Source organism: Marvinbryantia formatexigens DSM 14469 (assembly GCF_025148285.1).
GTDB lineage: Bacteria > Bacillota > Clostridia > Lachnospirales > Lachnospiraceae > Marvinbryantia > Marvinbryantia formatexigens.
Map to the genome: position 1 here is coordinate 3,875,162 of NZ_CP102268.1, position 14,416 is coordinate 3,889,577.

Here is a 14,416-nt window from a genome sequence, read left to right on the forward strand (position 1 = left end):
TATAAAACACGTTCTCATATCAGTCTCAATCCGGAAGGAATGCTTCGTTCTGCAACGGATGTCTGAGGCTGGCGGGAGCAGTAAATATTTCTGCTCACCCACTGACGGGAAAATGGTCAGAGGGTGAGCAGAATTTTTTGGGGGACAGTTGGCGCAGTTCACTGGACCATGCGTCGGACGGGATAAGTTTTGGAAAGCATCCCTTAAATTTTGTTGCGATATGTCTGCGTATTGGTTATAATAAAAACAATAGCAGAAGCGATGGGAGGTGTGTCTATGTGTACGAAGAATGAACTGGATCATATCATACAGCAACTGGCACAGATATACCATTCCGTTTATGGAAGTAATCTTGTTCAGGTGATTTTGTATGGTTCTTATGCAAGGGGAGACTACGATAGTGAGTCGGATGTGGATATTGTTGCAATCGTGCATGGCGAGCGGACGGTATTACAGGAGCAGCTAAAGCAGGTATGGGATGCGTCCAGCGAGCTGGAACTGGAATACGATACGGTGCTATCTCCTACGGTAATTCCATATGAAGAATTTGAACGGTACAGGGAAGACTTACCGTATTATCGCAACATTGCACAGGAAGGGGTGGTAGTCGTTGCCTAATAACAGGAAAGAATTAATGGATTACCGCCTTGAAAGTGCAAAAGAGCGTCTGAATTCAGCGAAAATATTGCTTATAAACGGAAGCTATAAAGATTCTATTGGAAGATCTTATTATGCAATGTTTACGGCTGTCCGGGCATTACTTGCGAAAGACGGGATAGATTATTCCAAACATGCCGGGGTGATTTCTTATTTTCAGAAGGAATATATCAAAACAGGACAGTTTGACAAAAAATATTCAAAATATTTAAGTCAGGCTTTCCAGATTAGAAACAATACAGATTACTCAGACTTTTTTGTGGTTTCGCAGTCAGACGCAAAGGAGCAGTATGGAAAAGCGGAAGAATTTCTGGGAGTGATTGAAAATTATTTAATACCACAAAATAAAATGTAAAAATTTTCTGCTCACCCACTGACGGGAAAATGGTCAGAGGGTGAGCAGAATTTTTTGGGGGACAGTTTATCAAACAAAAACGGGTTAGAAAAAATGAATGGAATTTTATTTACAGCCGCTTGACAGGCGGTATTTTTTATGATATATTTCATAACGTAGTTATGAAACGATGTTTTTTAAAGAGAAACGATTTTATTTCCGGTGCAAAGGGCCGGGCGGACCGGCAGGATATTGATGAAAATACACGGCATTTTAGATGAGGATAACAGATGAGAAAACGGGTAGAGGGCGTGCGGGAGAGGATTCTGGAGTGCGCTGTCAGGGAATTTCTGGAAAAGGGTTATACGGACGCTTCTCTGCGCACGATTGCAGAACAGGCGGGGACCAGCACAAACTCCATATATGTGCGCTTTCATGATAAGGAAGGACTGTTCTGCGCAATCGTGGAGCCGGTGGCGCAGGAATTTTCGGCGCGGTTTATGACGGTGCAGGAAACCTTTCATTCCTTTGAGAAAGAGCGGCAGCAGGAAGAAATGGGAGAGTATTCCTCCAACGAAATGATGAAGCTGATTGACTATATCTACGACCATTTTGAAGCCTTCCGGCTGCTGCTGGACGCTTCCTACGGGACGAAATTCCAGAATTTCGTAGGCTCTCTGGTGGCGGTAGAGGAGGAATACACCTATAAATGGATGGAGGTCACAGGTTACGAGCCGGAGATTTCCTCCGCGATGACGAAGGAACTGTATCACATGGTGGTGACGTCTTACTTTGAAGGCATTTTCGAAGTGATCCGTCACGACATCAGCCGGGAGGACGCAAAGAAATACGTCGGGATGCTTGGAAAATATCACCATGCGGGGTTTAAGGCGATAGCAAAGGAAGAGCCGTGATAAAACAGGCTGCATCCGGCAGCGGATAACAGCCTTTTTATAAAATCAAAAGTTAGCAAAAACTAACTTCAAAAAGGAGGAATTTACATGAAAAAACAAAGCCCGCTGCTACGCGTCTGGGAGCTGGGAAAACAGGAGCATGGCGGTCTGATTTTCGCCATTGTATGCACGCTCACAGGAGTGGCGCTGGGAATGCTGCCGTATTACGCGGCGGCGCAGATGATTATCGGTCTGCTTGCGGGAGAGCGGGAGCTGTCCGTCTATCTGCCGTGGCTGGGCATCGCGCTGGCAGGTTACGCCGCCCGCACCCTGCTTTATAATCTGGCGCTCTCGCGCTCGCACAGGGCAACCTTTTCGATTCTAAAAAGCATCCGGCAGAGGATTCTGGAAAAGCTGCCGCGCCTTTCTCTGGGAACCGTCATGGATATGTCCAGCGGGAAAATGAAGCAGATTATCGTGGACCAGGTGGAGGGCATGGAGACTACGCTCGCCCATCTTCTGCCGGAGCTGACGGCGAACATTGCCGGACCGGTGCTGATTCTGATTTACATGTTTGCGCTGGACTGGCGCATGGCGCTGCTGTCGCTTGTGACCATTCCGGTGGGAATGGTGTTCATGATGTCGATTATGGGGACTTATGCCAAAGATTACGAGGGAGCGGTCAGAACCACACAGGAGATGAACGGAACCATTGTGGAGTACATAGGCGGCATAGAGGTTATCAAGGCGTTTAACCAGGGCAGAACCTCCTATGCCAGATTTACGGACCGCGTAAAAGCCAACGCGCAGTATTACTATGACTGGATGAAACGGTGTCAGTTCCGGATGTCTATGGGTTACGCCATTGTACCTGCCACGCTGATTACGATTCTGCCTGCCGGATGGCTTATGTACCGGAGCAGAAGCCTGCCGGTGGAGACCTTTATCACGTCGGTGATTCTCTCGCTCGGCGTCGCCGGACCGCTTCTGGCGGCGATGAATTTTGTCGATACGCTGGCGCAGGTGAACACCACCGTGGAAACGGTGGACGGGCTGCTGCAGGCGCCGGAGCAGCATCACGCGGAGGATACCGCAGAGATTTCCGGCAACGATATCGTGCTTTCCCACGTATCCTTCGGCTATCATGCAGATAAGAATATTTTAAAGGATGTGAGCCTGTCCATCCCTGCCGGAAGCATGACTGCTCTGGTGGGACCCTCCGGAAGCGGAAAATCCACGATTGCGAAGCTGATTGCAGGCTTCTGGGACGCAGAGCAGGGCAGCGTATCCATCGGCGGCACAGAGGAGCGCCGGATACCGCTTGCGCAGCTTTATGAGAGAATCGCGTTTGTATCGCAGGATAATTATCTCTTTGACGATACCATCCGGGAAAATATCCGTATGGGCAGGCTATCCGCCACGGACAGGGAGGTCGAGGAGGCAGCGGAGGCAGCCGGGTGCGGCGGCTTTATTCGCGCTCTGGAGCACGGCTATGAGACAAAAGTGGGCGGAGGCGGCGCGCACCTCTCCGGCGGTGAGCGTCAGCGGATCGCCATCGCCAGGGCGATGCTGAAGGATGCGCCCATTGTCATTCTCGACGAGGCGACGGCGTACATAGACCCGGAAAACGAGGCGGTCATCCAGCGGGGAATCGCCCGGCTGGTGCAGGGAAAAACCGTGATCGTGATTGCGCACCGGCTCTCCACCATTACGGATGCAGACCAGATCGTGGTGGTGAAGGACGGTCAGATTGAAGCGGCGGGAACGCACGAAGCATTGAGAAAGACCTGCCCGCTGTATGAATCTATGTGGCAGGCGCATATCGGAGCAAAGGATGGTGACGTCAGATGATCGGAGCATTTAAAAAAATCTGGGATTTTGCCGGAAGTGAGCGGAAAAATATTAATAAGTCAGTAGCGGTCAGCTTTCTGAACGCGGTGTTTCATATGTTTGAGGTGGGAGCAATCTACTTTATCATTCTGGCGCTGACGGAGGGAGAGCGGGGAACGCAGCCGGCATGGACGGCTCTGGCTCTGATGCTGGTCAGCGTTATCGGCTGCGGCGTTACGACCAGTGTATCCAAGATGCAGCAGACGCACGCCGGCTATTTTATGGCGGCGAATGAGCGCATCACCATCGGAAACCGGTTAAAAAGCGTGCCGATGGGATTTTTCAATGAGAACAGTCTCGGAGAGGTGACGGGCGTCTGCACCACGGTTCTGGGAAATATTGAATCAATGGTGCCGATGGTCCTGGTCAATATCCTGGGCGGTCTGATTGGCACGGTTGTATTTACCGCCATGCTTCTGGTATTCGACTGGCGCATCGGTCTGATTGCGCTGGCGGGGATGCTTCTGTATTTCGCGGTTTTATCCTCAATGCAGCGCAGATCCGCCGCCATTGCGCCGGACGCCCAGAAATCCCAGACGGAATTAACCGCCGCGGTGCTCGAATATGTGCAGGGCATGAGTGTTGTAAAATCCTTTCATCTGAGCGGCCGGGGCGATAAGAAGCTGCAGGATGCGCTGGAATACAGCCGCAGAAGCAATCTGGAAATGGAGGAGCTCCTCACGCCCTACAGTATCCTGCAGGAGCTGATACTGCAGGTTGCCGGAACCGGAATGATGCTGGCGGCAGTTCTCTGCTGGATAAACGGCACCCAGACGCTTGCCGGTGCGCTGATGAGCATTGTCATGTCCTTCCTGGTGTTCGGGCAGATCAAGCTGTTCGGCATGGGTGTTACCATGCTGCGGCTGGCGGCATCGGGCATCGACCGGACGCTGGAGACGGAGCATATGGAGCAGATGGATGAGCGGGGAGAGGCGCTTTCGCCCAAAAATCATGAGATTACTTTTGAAAATGTTCACTTTTTGTATGAAAACAGGGAAATTCTCCACGGAATCAGCGTGACGCTGCCGGATAAAACCACCACGGCGGTCATCGGTCCTTCCGGCTCCGGCAAGACAACGCTGGTCAATCTGATTGCCCGTTTCTGGGATACGGACAGCGGTTGCGTGAAAATCGGCGGACGGGATGTGCGCGATTATACGCTGGAGTCGCTGATGAATCAGATCAGCATGGTGTTCCAGAACGTGTATTTATTTGCGGATACCATCGAGAATAATATTAAATTCGGAAAACCGGACGCCACGCATGAGCAGGTGGCGGAGGCGGCGAGAAAAGCGTGCTGCGATGATTTTATCGAAGCGCTCCCGGACGGCTACCAGACTGTGATAGGCGAGGGCGGCGCCACTCTTTCCGGCGGGGAAAAGCAGCGCATCAGCATTGCCCGCGCCATGCTGAAGGATGCGCCCATCGTTATTCTCGACGAGGCGACCGCCAATGTGGATCCGGAGAACGAGGACCGTCTCCAGAAGGCAATCGAGGCGCTGACAAGGGATAAAACCATTGTTATGATTGCGCACCGCCTGAAAACCGTGAAAAACGCCGACCAGATTCTGGTGGTAGATGACGGGCGCATCGTGCAGCAGGGGAAACATCAGGATTTAATCGGGCAGCCGGGTATTTACGCCGATTTCGTCCTCGGACGCAGGGAGGCTGCCGGCTGGAAGCTCTGAAGCAGGATTGGCTCTGCTGCGGAACTCTCCCGGAGACTGCCCGTATGTTTTGCGGAACATACGGGCAAAATTTGCGCTCTGCTGATAGCCGGTCTGCCAGGCGATGTCCCGGATGGAGAGCTGCGTCGTGGTAAGCAGGCGCGCGGCGCAGGACATACGGACCGAGGTGATATAGGCGCCGATGGTAATATGATACTGGTGATGAAAGATAGCCTTCAGCTTCTGGACGCTGATGCCGACCATCGCGGCAAGCTGCATAATCGTAGGGGGATTGACGGCGTTCAGGCGGATAATCTCATGCGCCTTATGCACCGCGCGCAGATCCGGGAGCGTAAGCTGGAAGGAGCGGTTTTTCCCAATCCGGATTCTTCCGTAATCAAGCTGCTTCAGAAAGCCGTTTTCGCTGCTGTATACCTCCTGCTGCAGATGAGCGAGGCATTCCAGCAGTTTTCCCTCCAGCATCAGAGGCGAAAGCCGTTTTTCCCGGATAAGCCGGATAAGCTCTTCCAGAATCTGATAAACGTCCTCCGGGAGATAGCGGTACGTATAATCCGGGCGGAAAGCGGACAGAAAGTCTGCCTCCAGAAGCCGGGAGGCGCCCAGCTTTTTCAGATAGTCTTCGTAGACAATCAGCTCGATGCCGTAATAGTGGTCGCCCTTTTTCCAGTGCTGGATGCCGTGCAGGTTCTGCTCCACCGCAAGGAAGGAGCAGGGCGTGGATTTTGCCGGCGCTCTGCCGTCGAGCTGGTACAGGGCGGCGCCAGTGTGGAAATTGCCAAAATGAAGCAGCGTTTTTTCCAGATGGAACGGGAGCGAAAAATCCTCGGAAATCGTATAGCTTCCCGTCATCAGAAAGTAGCTGCCCGGCTGCTCAAAGAGATACATATGCCCGTAATCCGGGTGCTCCGGATTTGTATATAAAGTAAAATGTCCGTTATGCCGTCTGGCATATAATTGCAGATGTTCCATAAGCTGCGTCTGAAAATTCTCCATATTGTCTGAAAAGCGTAATTGCGGTCCGCTCATTCCGGTGACATATCAATGGGTTAGTATATTCTAACATATAATCATTTCGGGTGCAACTATAATGATAATGGGTGCATGGCTTGTAAAAGCGTTCTGTGATGTTATAATGTAGCCTGTGGTTTGTAATAACTAACTATAAACATTATGGAGAGGAGCAAAAATATTGAAAAAAGCGATTCGATTTGCAGAAGGATTTTTTATGGCGGGCATTTGCGGAGTTTTTCTTTTCGCAGGAAATACAGTGCAGGCAGCGGAGGATGCGGTGCAGTTCCCGGTGACGATTGAGCATGCGCTGGGGGAGACTGTGATAGAGGAGCAGCCAGAAAGAGTCGTTACCATTGGCTGGGGAAACCTGGATGTGCCGTTAGCTCTTGGCATCGCGCCGGTCGGCGTATCGAAGCCCACCTACGGGGCGACGGATGAAAACGGTCTGTTTTCCTGGACAAATGAGGCGTTTACCGGACTGGGCGTGGAAGAGCCGAATGTATTTGACGATACAGACGGGCTGGATTTCGAGGCAATCAACAATGCCCAGCCGGATTTGATTCTGGCGGTATATTCCGGAATATCGGCGGAAGAATATGAGCAGCTCAGTGAGATCGCGCCGACCGTTGCCTACACGACAGAAGCCTGGGCGACCACCTGGCAGGACATGACGCTGGATAATGCGAAGGCTCTGGGAAAGGAAGCGGAGGCGCAGACGCTGGTAGATGACCTGGAGGCGCTGATTGCGGAAAAAACGGCGGAGCATCCGGAAATAGAGGGACTGACGGCGGCATACTGCTACTTTGATACGACCAATCTCGGCTCGTTTAACGTGTATATGCCGAAGGATCCGCGCGCATCATATCTGATGGACCTGGGGCTGGAGCTGCCGGAGGAAATCCGGGCACTGGATGATGGAAGCTTCTTCTTTATGACCATCAGCTCGGAAAACATTGATGTGCTGAATAATCTGGATTTAATCGTAACGTGGGGAGAGAGCGATACGCTGGAGGCGCTGCAGGCGGACCCGCTGATCAGCCAGGTGCCGGCGGTTGCGCGCGGTTCTGTGGTATTTCTTTCCAACGATACCTCTCTGATTGCCGCATCCTGCACACCGACGCCGCTTTCCATTCCGGCGACCATCGATGAGTATCTGGAGGTCATCAGCGCCGCGGCAGAGAAAGTGGAATAAGAGGAGAGCCTTATGAAACACGGCAGAACAGTTTCTTTTGCAATAATCAGTATATTTCTGCTGGGCGTCGCCGTCCTGCTGTCGTTTGCAGTCGGCGCCAGAAACATTCCCCTGCCGGATCTGATGAAAACGATAACGGGAGCGGATACGGATTCGCTGTATCTGCCGATACTGCAGAAAAGAATTTTAAGGACGGTCCTGGGACTGATTGCCGGCTGTGCGTTGGGGACGGCCGGCTGTCTTATGCAGACCATCACGAGAAATCCGATCGCGGACCCTTCGATTCTGGGCGTGAATACGGGCGCGTCTCTTTTTGTGGTGACCGGTATCGCATTTCTGGGGATACACACCACCGCGCAGTATATTGTCTGCGCGCTTCTGGGCGCGGCGCTGACTGCGTTTCTGGTTTTCGGCATCGCGTCCTTTACGCCGGGAGGAACCATAAATGCCGGAAGCGCAAGCCCCATCCGTCTGGCGCTCTCCGGCGCGGCGGTCAGTACCGCCTGCTCATCCCTGATCAGTACGGTCATGCTGCCGCGGACGAACGTGATGCAGGTGTTCCGCTTCTGGCAGACCGGCAGCATCGGCGGAGGCTCCTGGGAAGGTATCCGGATGGTACTGCCGTTCCTTGCGGTGGGGATGGTTCTGGCAATCGTGCTGGTGCCTTCTTTAAATGTGCTGGCGCTGGGCGATGATATCGCAATGGGGCTTGGCGTCAATGTTCCCAGGGTGCGGGCGCTGACAGCGGCGGCGAGCGTGCTGCTTTGCGGCGCTACGACAGCAGTCGCCGGTCCGATAGGCTTTGTCGGGCTGATTATTCCCCATATCGTGCGCATTTTCTGCGGGAACGATTTAAAGGTGCTGCTGCCGTTGTCTGCGCTGGATGGTGCGGTTCTGCTGCTTCTGGCGGATGTCGCCGGCAGATATCTCGGCCGTCCGGGAGAGATGGAGGTCGGCATCGTGACGGCGTTTATCGGTGCGCCCGTCTTTATTGCAATCGTAGGGAAAGCGAAGGTCGGAAAATGAAGAACAGTGAAAAGAGAAGTATTGCAAAGGAGTGCTTCCGCGCGGGAAAACAGCGGGAAATCCGGTTTTTTGCCGGGCTGCTGGCAATCTGGGCCATCCTGTCCGTTTTTCTGCTGATGCACGGGGATGAGTCGTACTCCCTGCAGACGGTCCTGCGGGTGCTGCTCGGAGAGGACATCAGGGGCGCGGCCTATGCAGTTCGCACCATACGCGTACCGCGGGTGCTGGTGGGTACGCTGGCGGGCTTTGCCTTTGGAATTGCCGGAAATACCTTTCAGAAAATCATGCGCAATTCGCTTGCCAGCCCGGACGTGATGGGCGTTACGACCGGAGCCAGCGCCGCCGCCATCGTCTCGATGATGGTGTGGAACCTGGACGGGCTGCAGACAGAGCTGCTCGCGATGGCGGGAGGTATCTGTGCCGCATCGGTCATTCTGCTTCCCGCCGCCCGGCGCAGGGATGCGGTAAATAAGATGATTCTCACCGGAATCGGCATCCAGGCGATGCTGCAGGCGGTGATTAATTTTGTGATTCTGAAAACCTCCGATTATGATGTCTCCGCCGCGCTGCGCTGGCTCTCCGGCAGTCTCAACGGAGCGCGGATGAAGGATGTACCTCTGCTTGGCGGCATTGTTCTTTTGTGCACGGCGGTGATTCTGGCGCTCTCCAGGGAGCAGCAGCTTCTGGGGCTGGGCGAGGAGCTGCCTGTGCTTCTGGGAATGCGTGCGAAGCGCTCCCGGATGCTGCTGATTTACAGTGCTGTCATACTCTGTTCGGGCGCCGCCGCGGTGACAGGACCGCTCTCATCGGTGGCGTTTATGTCCGGTCCGATTGCGGCACGCATCCTGAAGACAGGCGGAACGGGCGCTCTTCATGCGGGAATGACCGGAGCGGTGATCGTGCTTCTGGGGGAAGCGGCGGGGCAGTTTGCGTTTTCGACAAGATACCCGGTCGGCGTCATCACCGGAATTATCGGCGCGCCCTATTTGATTTATTTATTGATGCGGATGAACAGAAAAGCGGGATAGCAGGAGACGAAAAATGGATATGGCAAACAGGAAAACGGCAAAGGACCATGTACTGAAAGCGGAGCAGCTTCAGGTGGGCTACGGCAAGAAAGTCATTGTAAAGGATATGAATATTACCATTCCGGACCATAAGATTACCGTGATTATCGGCTCGAACGGCTGCGGGAAAAGCACGCTGCTGAAGGCGTTCGCGCGTCTGATTCCGGTCATGCAGGGAGAGATTCTTCTGGACGGGAAAAATTATGGAAGCATACAGCAGAAGCAGCTTGCGCAGATAATCGGTCTGCTTCCGCAGTCTCCGCTGGTGCCGGAGGGTATCCGGGTCTTCGACCTGGTGGCGCGGGGAAGGTATCCGTACCAGAAGGCGTTCCGGGGGATGACGAAGGAGGACTATGAGGCGGTGGATGAGGCGATGGAAATGATGGGCGTCGCGGAGTATGCTGACCGGAATGTGGAGGAGCTGTCCGGCGGGCAGCGTCAGAGAGTGTGGATTGCCATGACGCTGGCGCAGCAGACAGACATCCTGTTTCTGGATGAACCGACCACCTATCTTGATATCACCTATCAGGTGGAGATCCTGGATCTGCTGACGGAGCTGAACCGGACGCGGAAGACGACGATTGTCATGGTGCTGCATGATATCAACCTTTCGGCGCGCTATGCGGATTATCTGTTCGCGCTGCGGGACGGCAGACTGATTGCGGAGGGAACGCCGGAGGACATTGTTACGGAAAAGCTGATCTGGGAGACCTTTCATTTAAATTGTCTTGTTGAAAAGGACCCGGTGTCCGCGTCACCCTATATTCTTCCGAAGGGAAGGTATCATGTAAGATAAGGGGATTTTATCCGCGATGTTGACAAATGAAAGACTGCAGTGCTATAATGCATACAGTTAGCGCCTGCTAACCAATGGTTGGCAGGCGCCATTTTGCAACAGAAGAGCGTGAGGATGCGCTTATTTTACAGGAGGGAAGGGGGAAGCTATGAAACGGGCGACGGAGGATTATCTGAAAACGATTTACATGCTTTCGAAAAAAGGTGAGGTACACGGTTCGTATATTGCAGAGAAGCTGGGAATCTCGCGGCCGACGGTTTCTGTGTATCTCAGAAATCTGGAAACAGAGGGGTATATCCGCATGGATGAAAACCGGGCGGTTTTTCTGACGGAGGCGGGAGAGACGATTGCCAGGGATATTTATGCGCGCCATGCCACACTGCAGCAGCTTCTGGAGGAGCTGGGCGTGGACAGCAGAACGGCGGCGGAGGACGCCTGCCGTATGGAGCACGCCATCAGTCCGAAAAGCTTTGAGGCAATCAAAAAACTGATGATACAGAAAGGAAGCTGACAGACCATGAAATTTTACCGGCTTGGGAAAAAAGAAAACCCGGTTATTTTTTTATTACCGGGCACCTGCTGTCACTGGAAGGCAAATTTTGGCGGGGTGATTCCGCTGCTTACGGACGTCTTTCAGGTAGTCTGCGTATCCTACGACGGATTTGACGAGACAGAGCAGACAGAATTTCCGGATATGCTTACGGAGACGAAAAGGCTGGAGAGCTATATACAGAAAAAATTCGGCGGGCGCATCTGCGCCGCATACGGCTGCTCGCTGGGAGGCTCCTTTGTGGGGCTTCTCATCCAGCGCAGAAAAATACAGATTGAGCACGGGATTCTCGGAAGCTCTGACCTGGACCAGGCAGGTGCGCTGAAGGCGGGGCTGGAAGCCGCCCTTATTTCGGGGATTCTTGCCAGAATGTTCCGGAAGGGGACGCTGCCTGGCTTTATGAAAAAAAGACTGGAGAAAAAACCGCCCAAGGAGCAGGAATACTATCAGAAGATGCTGGAGATGTTTGGCGTCGGAAGCACCCGGATGTCCTTCGTGACAGTGAGAAGCATCCGCCGCCAGTTTTATTCAGACCTGGTGACGCCGCTGGAGACGGATATTTCTGTGCCGGGAACGACGATACATTGCTTCTATGCCGCGAAGATGGGTGAGGAATATCTTCAGCGGTATCAGAAGCATTTCCGCCAGCCGGACATCCGCAGACAGGAGCTGCAGCACGAGGAGCTTCTGGTAAGCTACCCGGAAAAATGGGCGGAGGAAGTAAAAAGCTGCTGCGGGCTGCTTCACCTGTGAGGAAAGAAAAATATTAGGCGTATCGACGCCAATTTCTGTCTGTTTCTGACGCAGATAAGCACAGCTCCCATGAGAAAGGAAAGAGGCTGCCGCATTTTTGTATGCTGGCAGCCTTCCGGAACTTTCTGAGCAGGCAAAGAGATTAGAAGCGACGGGGGATTTTTTCCGTATCGAAGGTCTCATTCCGGAAATCACCATTATAATAAGGGAATGGGGCGACCTTTGCACGAATTTCTTTTTGCCGGTGTCCCTTATCTCCCCAGAGAACGACAACTTCCTCACCTTCTATGGCAAATTCTGGTTTTATGTAAGCCAGAGAAATCATTCTTCTTTCATAGTAGGCCCAGGTTCTTCCGACAGCCATGCCGATTTTCTGTCCGTTTTTCAGTACCTGGTCACCGCGTAAAAGCATATGTATCATATCGCCGTCTGTCGGAGTCTCAATCGAATCATAGGGCTCGACATCTTTGCCACGGAAGTTTGAAGCAAACACATCTGCAACATCGTCTGCATTCCATTCCAGTGTTATAACCTTCCTGGGTTGATTGCTCTTCACTTTCAGAAGCGCTTCTTTTCCAATGAAATCATGATTGTAGTTAATCAGATATCCCCAGCCGATATCATAAGGATATACGTAATAATCTTCTATGTAATCTGAGTTGCTCCCATAAGGGGTCAGCGGCATACTGCGCTGTTTCATAAATGCACCGAGCTCCGGATTACACTCTTCATAAGGATAGAGGAAATGCTGCATCTGGTTTGGATATCCTGCTGTAGTATGGTTGATGATTCCATAGCTTCCGATTCCCTGCGGACGTCCGCCGTAGGATTCTAATACATCGCGGATTTTTGTGTAAACTTTTTCGCCGTATTCTGCCTTGCCGTGGACTTCGTAGGCGAGACAGCCTGACATGCCGAGGCGGTGTACAGTCATTTCGGTGCCGCAAATCTGTACCTTTTTATTTTTGGCGAATTTAATATCATGCAGGTCAGTCTGTGTTGCTTCTTCCAGGATTTCCAGGGATTTCGGACCATCAATCTGGAAAAAGTATTCGTCCTGCACATAGGTTCCCTGAACGTCAAGACCGCTCGTGGTTACATAATACTCAAGGACGGGAGCGAGCCAGTAGGTTCTGTATACGGTTCCTTCTTCCTTCATAATTACGCCGTCGGCAATCAAATGACCGTTTTCATTGCAGATTAGTGCATGTTTGCTCATGCCTTCCTGCATCAGTGAAAAATCGCGGTTTACACATACCCGGTTTAAGAGTGTGGCTGCGTCGGGTCCTGAAAGAACATATATAGGTGTTACATTCAGAGTAATTCCAAGCCAGGCAGATTCTCTTCCTGCCAGATACTCATCCCTGGCGCTGGTGTAGACATAAGGAAGTGTTGCTCCCATCATGGTCATACTGGTCTGTGCGCCTTTAAATACATTGCTGTCCGATGAAAAAATCATTGTCATTCTCCCTTCTGTTTTCAAACAGTTTTTTGATAGTTTGATTATAAGCAGAAAATAAGACCCTGTGAAATGCCGTTTTTAAAGGATTATTTCAAAAAATGGAATAATTTATTGTAAAGCAGAAATCGTCGTGCTAAAATGAAGCCGGAGGAGGGAACCTATGATTAAGATAGATTATATCCGGGAATTTGTTATTCTGGCGGAAACATTAAGCTTTTCAAAAACTGCCGAACTGACCTATGTCACCCAGCCGGCTCTGACACGCCATATTGCGGCACTGGAAGAAGAACTGGGCGGAAAACTTTTGTACCGGAATACCAGGAATGTTTCGCTTACGCCTGCGGGCGAGGCGGCGTATGAACCACTGTGTGCCCTGCTGACAAATTATATGACAATAAAAGAACAGACAATTTCCTTATCTGCCGGGAAACAGGGGGTTTTGCGAATCAGCAGTCCGTACTACTGGACAGAGGATTTTATGGAGCCTGGGGTTGAGCTGTTTATGGAAGACCATCCGGATGCCGAGGTACAGATTTTTTCCTGTCAGCCGCCGGAAGGAATGCAGGATATTATGTCCGGAAAATCGGATATTCTGCTGTATATGAAAATTCTGGATGTGGATGATCATATCCGGTATGCTTCGTTTGCAAAGGAACGGTTTGCTGTAGTCTGTCTGAAGGATTCCCATCTTGCAAAGTATGATTCGCTGTTTCTTGAGCAGATACATGGAGAGCAGATTATTTCTTTTGATTTTGAAAACAGTGTTTTCAGTGGATATAACCGTCATCTTTTAGCTCTTATGGCGAAGAGGTGTATTTATCCGAAGGATTTTTTGATTGCACAGCAGGTGGATACGGTTGGCATCAGTCTCAGAAAGCATGGCGGTATCAGTATTCTTCCTTATGGGCTTCGCCATATGGACAGGTCGTATTTAAAATTCCTGCCGTTGATGGATGAGGATTGCCTGATTGATATGTGTCTGTATTACCGGACAGATAATGATAACCCTTTAATTTCACAATTTGTCCGGGCTGCAGTGACAGCGAACAGACCGCATCCGGTAATTCAGGAAAGCTTCCTGCAGGTCCGGCAGTAAT

General features: G+C 51.8%; 14 protein-coding genes. 12 read left to right on the top strand and 2 right to left on the bottom strand.

Going from position 1 to position 14,416, the window contains the following annotated elements; translation table 11 throughout:
• The first annotated feature begins 276 nt into the window (after nucleotides 1–276).
• The 5 genes from NQ534_RS18040 (at nucleotide 277) to NQ534_RS18060 (ending at nucleotide 5,462) form a co-directional block, all read left to right on the top strand.
• Nucleotides 277–618 carry a nucleotidyltransferase domain-containing protein gene (locus tag NQ534_RS18040; protein WP_040783759.1) on the top strand — a complete coding sequence of 114 codons (342 nt, stop codon included), beginning with the start codon at nucleotides 277–279 and terminating at the stop codon, nucleotides 616–618.
• Between the two features lie 16 nt (nucleotides 619–634).
• Complete coding sequence (locus tag NQ534_RS18045; RefSeq protein WP_006862633.1) at nucleotides 635–1,012, top strand: HEPN domain-containing protein; 378 nt, start codon at nucleotides 635–637, stop codon at nucleotides 1,010–1,012.
• Nucleotides 1,013–1,281: 269 nt separating this feature from the next.
• A complete protein-coding gene (locus NQ534_RS18050; RefSeq protein WP_006862635.1) occupies nucleotides 1,282–1,905 on the top strand; it encodes a TetR/AcrR family transcriptional regulator in 624 nt (207 codons plus the stop codon).
• Nucleotides 1,906–1,992: 87 nt separating this feature from the next.
• Nucleotides 1,993–3,735: an ABC transporter ATP-binding protein gene (locus NQ534_RS18055; RefSeq protein WP_006862636.1), complete on the top strand. Its 1,743-nt coding sequence runs from the start codon at nucleotides 1,993–1,995 to the stop codon at nucleotides 3,733–3,735.
• The gene (locus tag NQ534_RS18060) at nucleotides 3,732–5,462 is read left to right on the top strand and encodes an ABC transporter ATP-binding protein (protein ID WP_006862637.1); all 1,731 of its coding nucleotides are present in this window, start codon (nucleotides 3,732–3,734) and stop codon (nucleotides 5,460–5,462) included. The genes NQ534_RS18055 and NQ534_RS18060 overlap by 4 nt, the downstream gene beginning before the upstream one ends.
• Here the strand turns inward: NQ534_RS18060 and NQ534_RS18065 are convergent.
• Nucleotides 5,391–6,455 carry a helix-turn-helix transcriptional regulator gene (locus NQ534_RS18065; protein WP_006862638.1) on the bottom strand — a complete coding sequence of 355 codons (1,065 nt, stop codon included), beginning with the start codon at nucleotides 6,453–6,455 and terminating at the stop codon, nucleotides 5,391–5,393. The two genes, NQ534_RS18060 and NQ534_RS18065, sit on opposite strands and share 72 nt — an antisense overlap.
• A 196-nt stretch (nucleotides 6,456–6,651) precedes the next feature.
• Between NQ534_RS18065 and NQ534_RS18070 the strand changes: the two genes are divergently transcribed.
• The 6 genes from NQ534_RS18070 (at nucleotide 6,652) to NQ534_RS18095 (ending at nucleotide 11,857) form a co-directional block, all read left to right on the top strand.
• Nucleotides 6,652–7,665, top strand: a complete 1,014-nt coding sequence (locus tag NQ534_RS18070) for an iron-siderophore ABC transporter substrate-binding protein (protein WP_143115724.1) — start codon at nucleotides 6,652–6,654, stop codon at nucleotides 7,663–7,665.
• A gap of 12 nt (nucleotides 7,666–7,677) precedes the next feature.
• The gene (locus NQ534_RS18075) at nucleotides 7,678–8,691 is read left to right on the top strand and encodes a FecCD family ABC transporter permease (RefSeq protein ID WP_006862640.1); all 1,014 of its coding nucleotides are present in this window, start codon (nucleotides 7,678–7,680) and stop codon (nucleotides 8,689–8,691) included.
• Nucleotides 8,688–9,719 (top strand): FecCD family ABC transporter permease, encoded by a 1,032-nt coding sequence (locus NQ534_RS18080; protein WP_006862641.1) that lies wholly within the window; start codon nucleotides 8,688–8,690, stop codon nucleotides 9,717–9,719. Before NQ534_RS18075 ends, NQ534_RS18080 begins: the two co-directional genes overlap by 4 nt.
• A gap of 13 nt (nucleotides 9,720–9,732) precedes the next feature.
• On the top strand, nucleotides 9,733–10,554 hold the full coding sequence (locus NQ534_RS18085) for an ABC transporter ATP-binding protein (protein ID WP_006862642.1): 822 nt from the start codon (nucleotides 9,733–9,735) through the stop codon (nucleotides 10,552–10,554).
• Nucleotides 10,555–10,702: 148 nt separating this feature from the next.
• Nucleotides 10,703–11,065, top strand: a complete 363-nt coding sequence (locus NQ534_RS18090) for a metal-dependent transcriptional regulator (protein WP_006862643.1) — start codon at nucleotides 10,703–10,705, stop codon at nucleotides 11,063–11,065.
• A 6-nt stretch (nucleotides 11,066–11,071) separates the two neighbouring features.
• Nucleotides 11,072–11,857 carry an alpha/beta hydrolase gene (locus tag NQ534_RS18095; protein ID WP_006862644.1) on the top strand — a complete coding sequence of 262 codons (786 nt, stop codon included), beginning with the start codon at nucleotides 11,072–11,074 and terminating at the stop codon, nucleotides 11,855–11,857.
• Nucleotides 11,858–11,999: 142 nt separating this feature from the next.
• On the opposite strand, the gene NQ534_RS18100 is transcribed toward NQ534_RS18095, so the two are convergent.
• Nucleotides 12,000–13,316 carry an aminomethyltransferase family protein gene (locus NQ534_RS18100; RefSeq protein ID WP_176944179.1) on the bottom strand — a complete coding sequence of 439 codons (1,317 nt, stop codon included), beginning with the start codon at nucleotides 13,314–13,316 and terminating at the stop codon, nucleotides 12,000–12,002.
• Between the two features lie 163 nt (nucleotides 13,317–13,479).
• On the opposite strand from NQ534_RS18100, the gene NQ534_RS18105 reads away from it, so the two are divergent.
• Nucleotides 13,480–14,415 (top strand): LysR family transcriptional regulator, encoded by a 936-nt coding sequence (locus NQ534_RS18105; RefSeq protein ID WP_006864408.1) that lies wholly within the window; start codon nucleotides 13,480–13,482, stop codon nucleotides 14,413–14,415.
• Nucleotide 14,416 lies beyond the last annotated feature (1 nt).

Bases quoted from the DNA above. Each gene is read 5' to 3' on its own strand.
- NQ534_RS18095 (WP_006862644.1), top strand. From the start codon at position 11,072: ATGAAATTTTACCGGCTTGGGAAAAAAGAAAACCCGGTTATTTTTTTA.
- NQ534_RS18065 (WP_006862638.1), bottom strand. From the start codon at position 6,455: ATGGAGAATTTTCAGACGCAGCTTATGGAACATCTGCAATTATATGCC.
- NQ534_RS18090 (WP_006862643.1), top strand. From the start codon at position 10,703: ATGAAACGGGCGACGGAGGATTATCTGAAAACGATTTACATGCTTTCG.
- NQ534_RS18085 (WP_006862642.1), top strand. From the start codon at position 9,733: ATGGATATGGCAAACAGGAAAACGGCAAAGGACCATGTACTGAAAGCG.
- NQ534_RS18045 (WP_006862633.1), top strand. From the start codon at position 635: ATGGATTACCGCCTTGAAAGTGCAAAAGAGCGTCTGAATTCAGCGAAA.
- NQ534_RS18050 (WP_006862635.1), top strand. From the start codon at position 1,282: ATGAGAAAACGGGTAGAGGGCGTGCGGGAGAGGATTCTGGAGTGCGCT.
- NQ534_RS18055 (WP_006862636.1), top strand. From the start codon at position 1,993: ATGAAAAAACAAAGCCCGCTGCTACGCGTCTGGGAGCTGGGAAAACAG.
- NQ534_RS18040 (WP_040783759.1), top strand. From the start codon at position 277: ATGTGTACGAAGAATGAACTGGATCATATCATACAGCAACTGGCACAG.
- NQ534_RS18075 (WP_006862640.1), top strand. From the start codon at position 7,678: ATGAAACACGGCAGAACAGTTTCTTTTGCAATAATCAGTATATTTCTG.
- NQ534_RS18100 (WP_176944179.1), bottom strand. From the start codon at position 13,316: ATGATTTTTTCATCGGACAGCAATGTATTTAAAGGCGCACAGACCAGT.
- NQ534_RS18105 (WP_006864408.1), top strand. From the start codon at position 13,480: ATGATTAAGATAGATTATATCCGGGAATTTGTTATTCTGGCGGAAACA.
- NQ534_RS18060 (WP_006862637.1), top strand. From the start codon at position 3,732: ATGATCGGAGCATTTAAAAAAATCTGGGATTTTGCCGGAAGTGAGCGG.
- NQ534_RS18080 (WP_006862641.1), top strand. From the start codon at position 8,688: ATGAAGAACAGTGAAAAGAGAAGTATTGCAAAGGAGTGCTTCCGCGCG.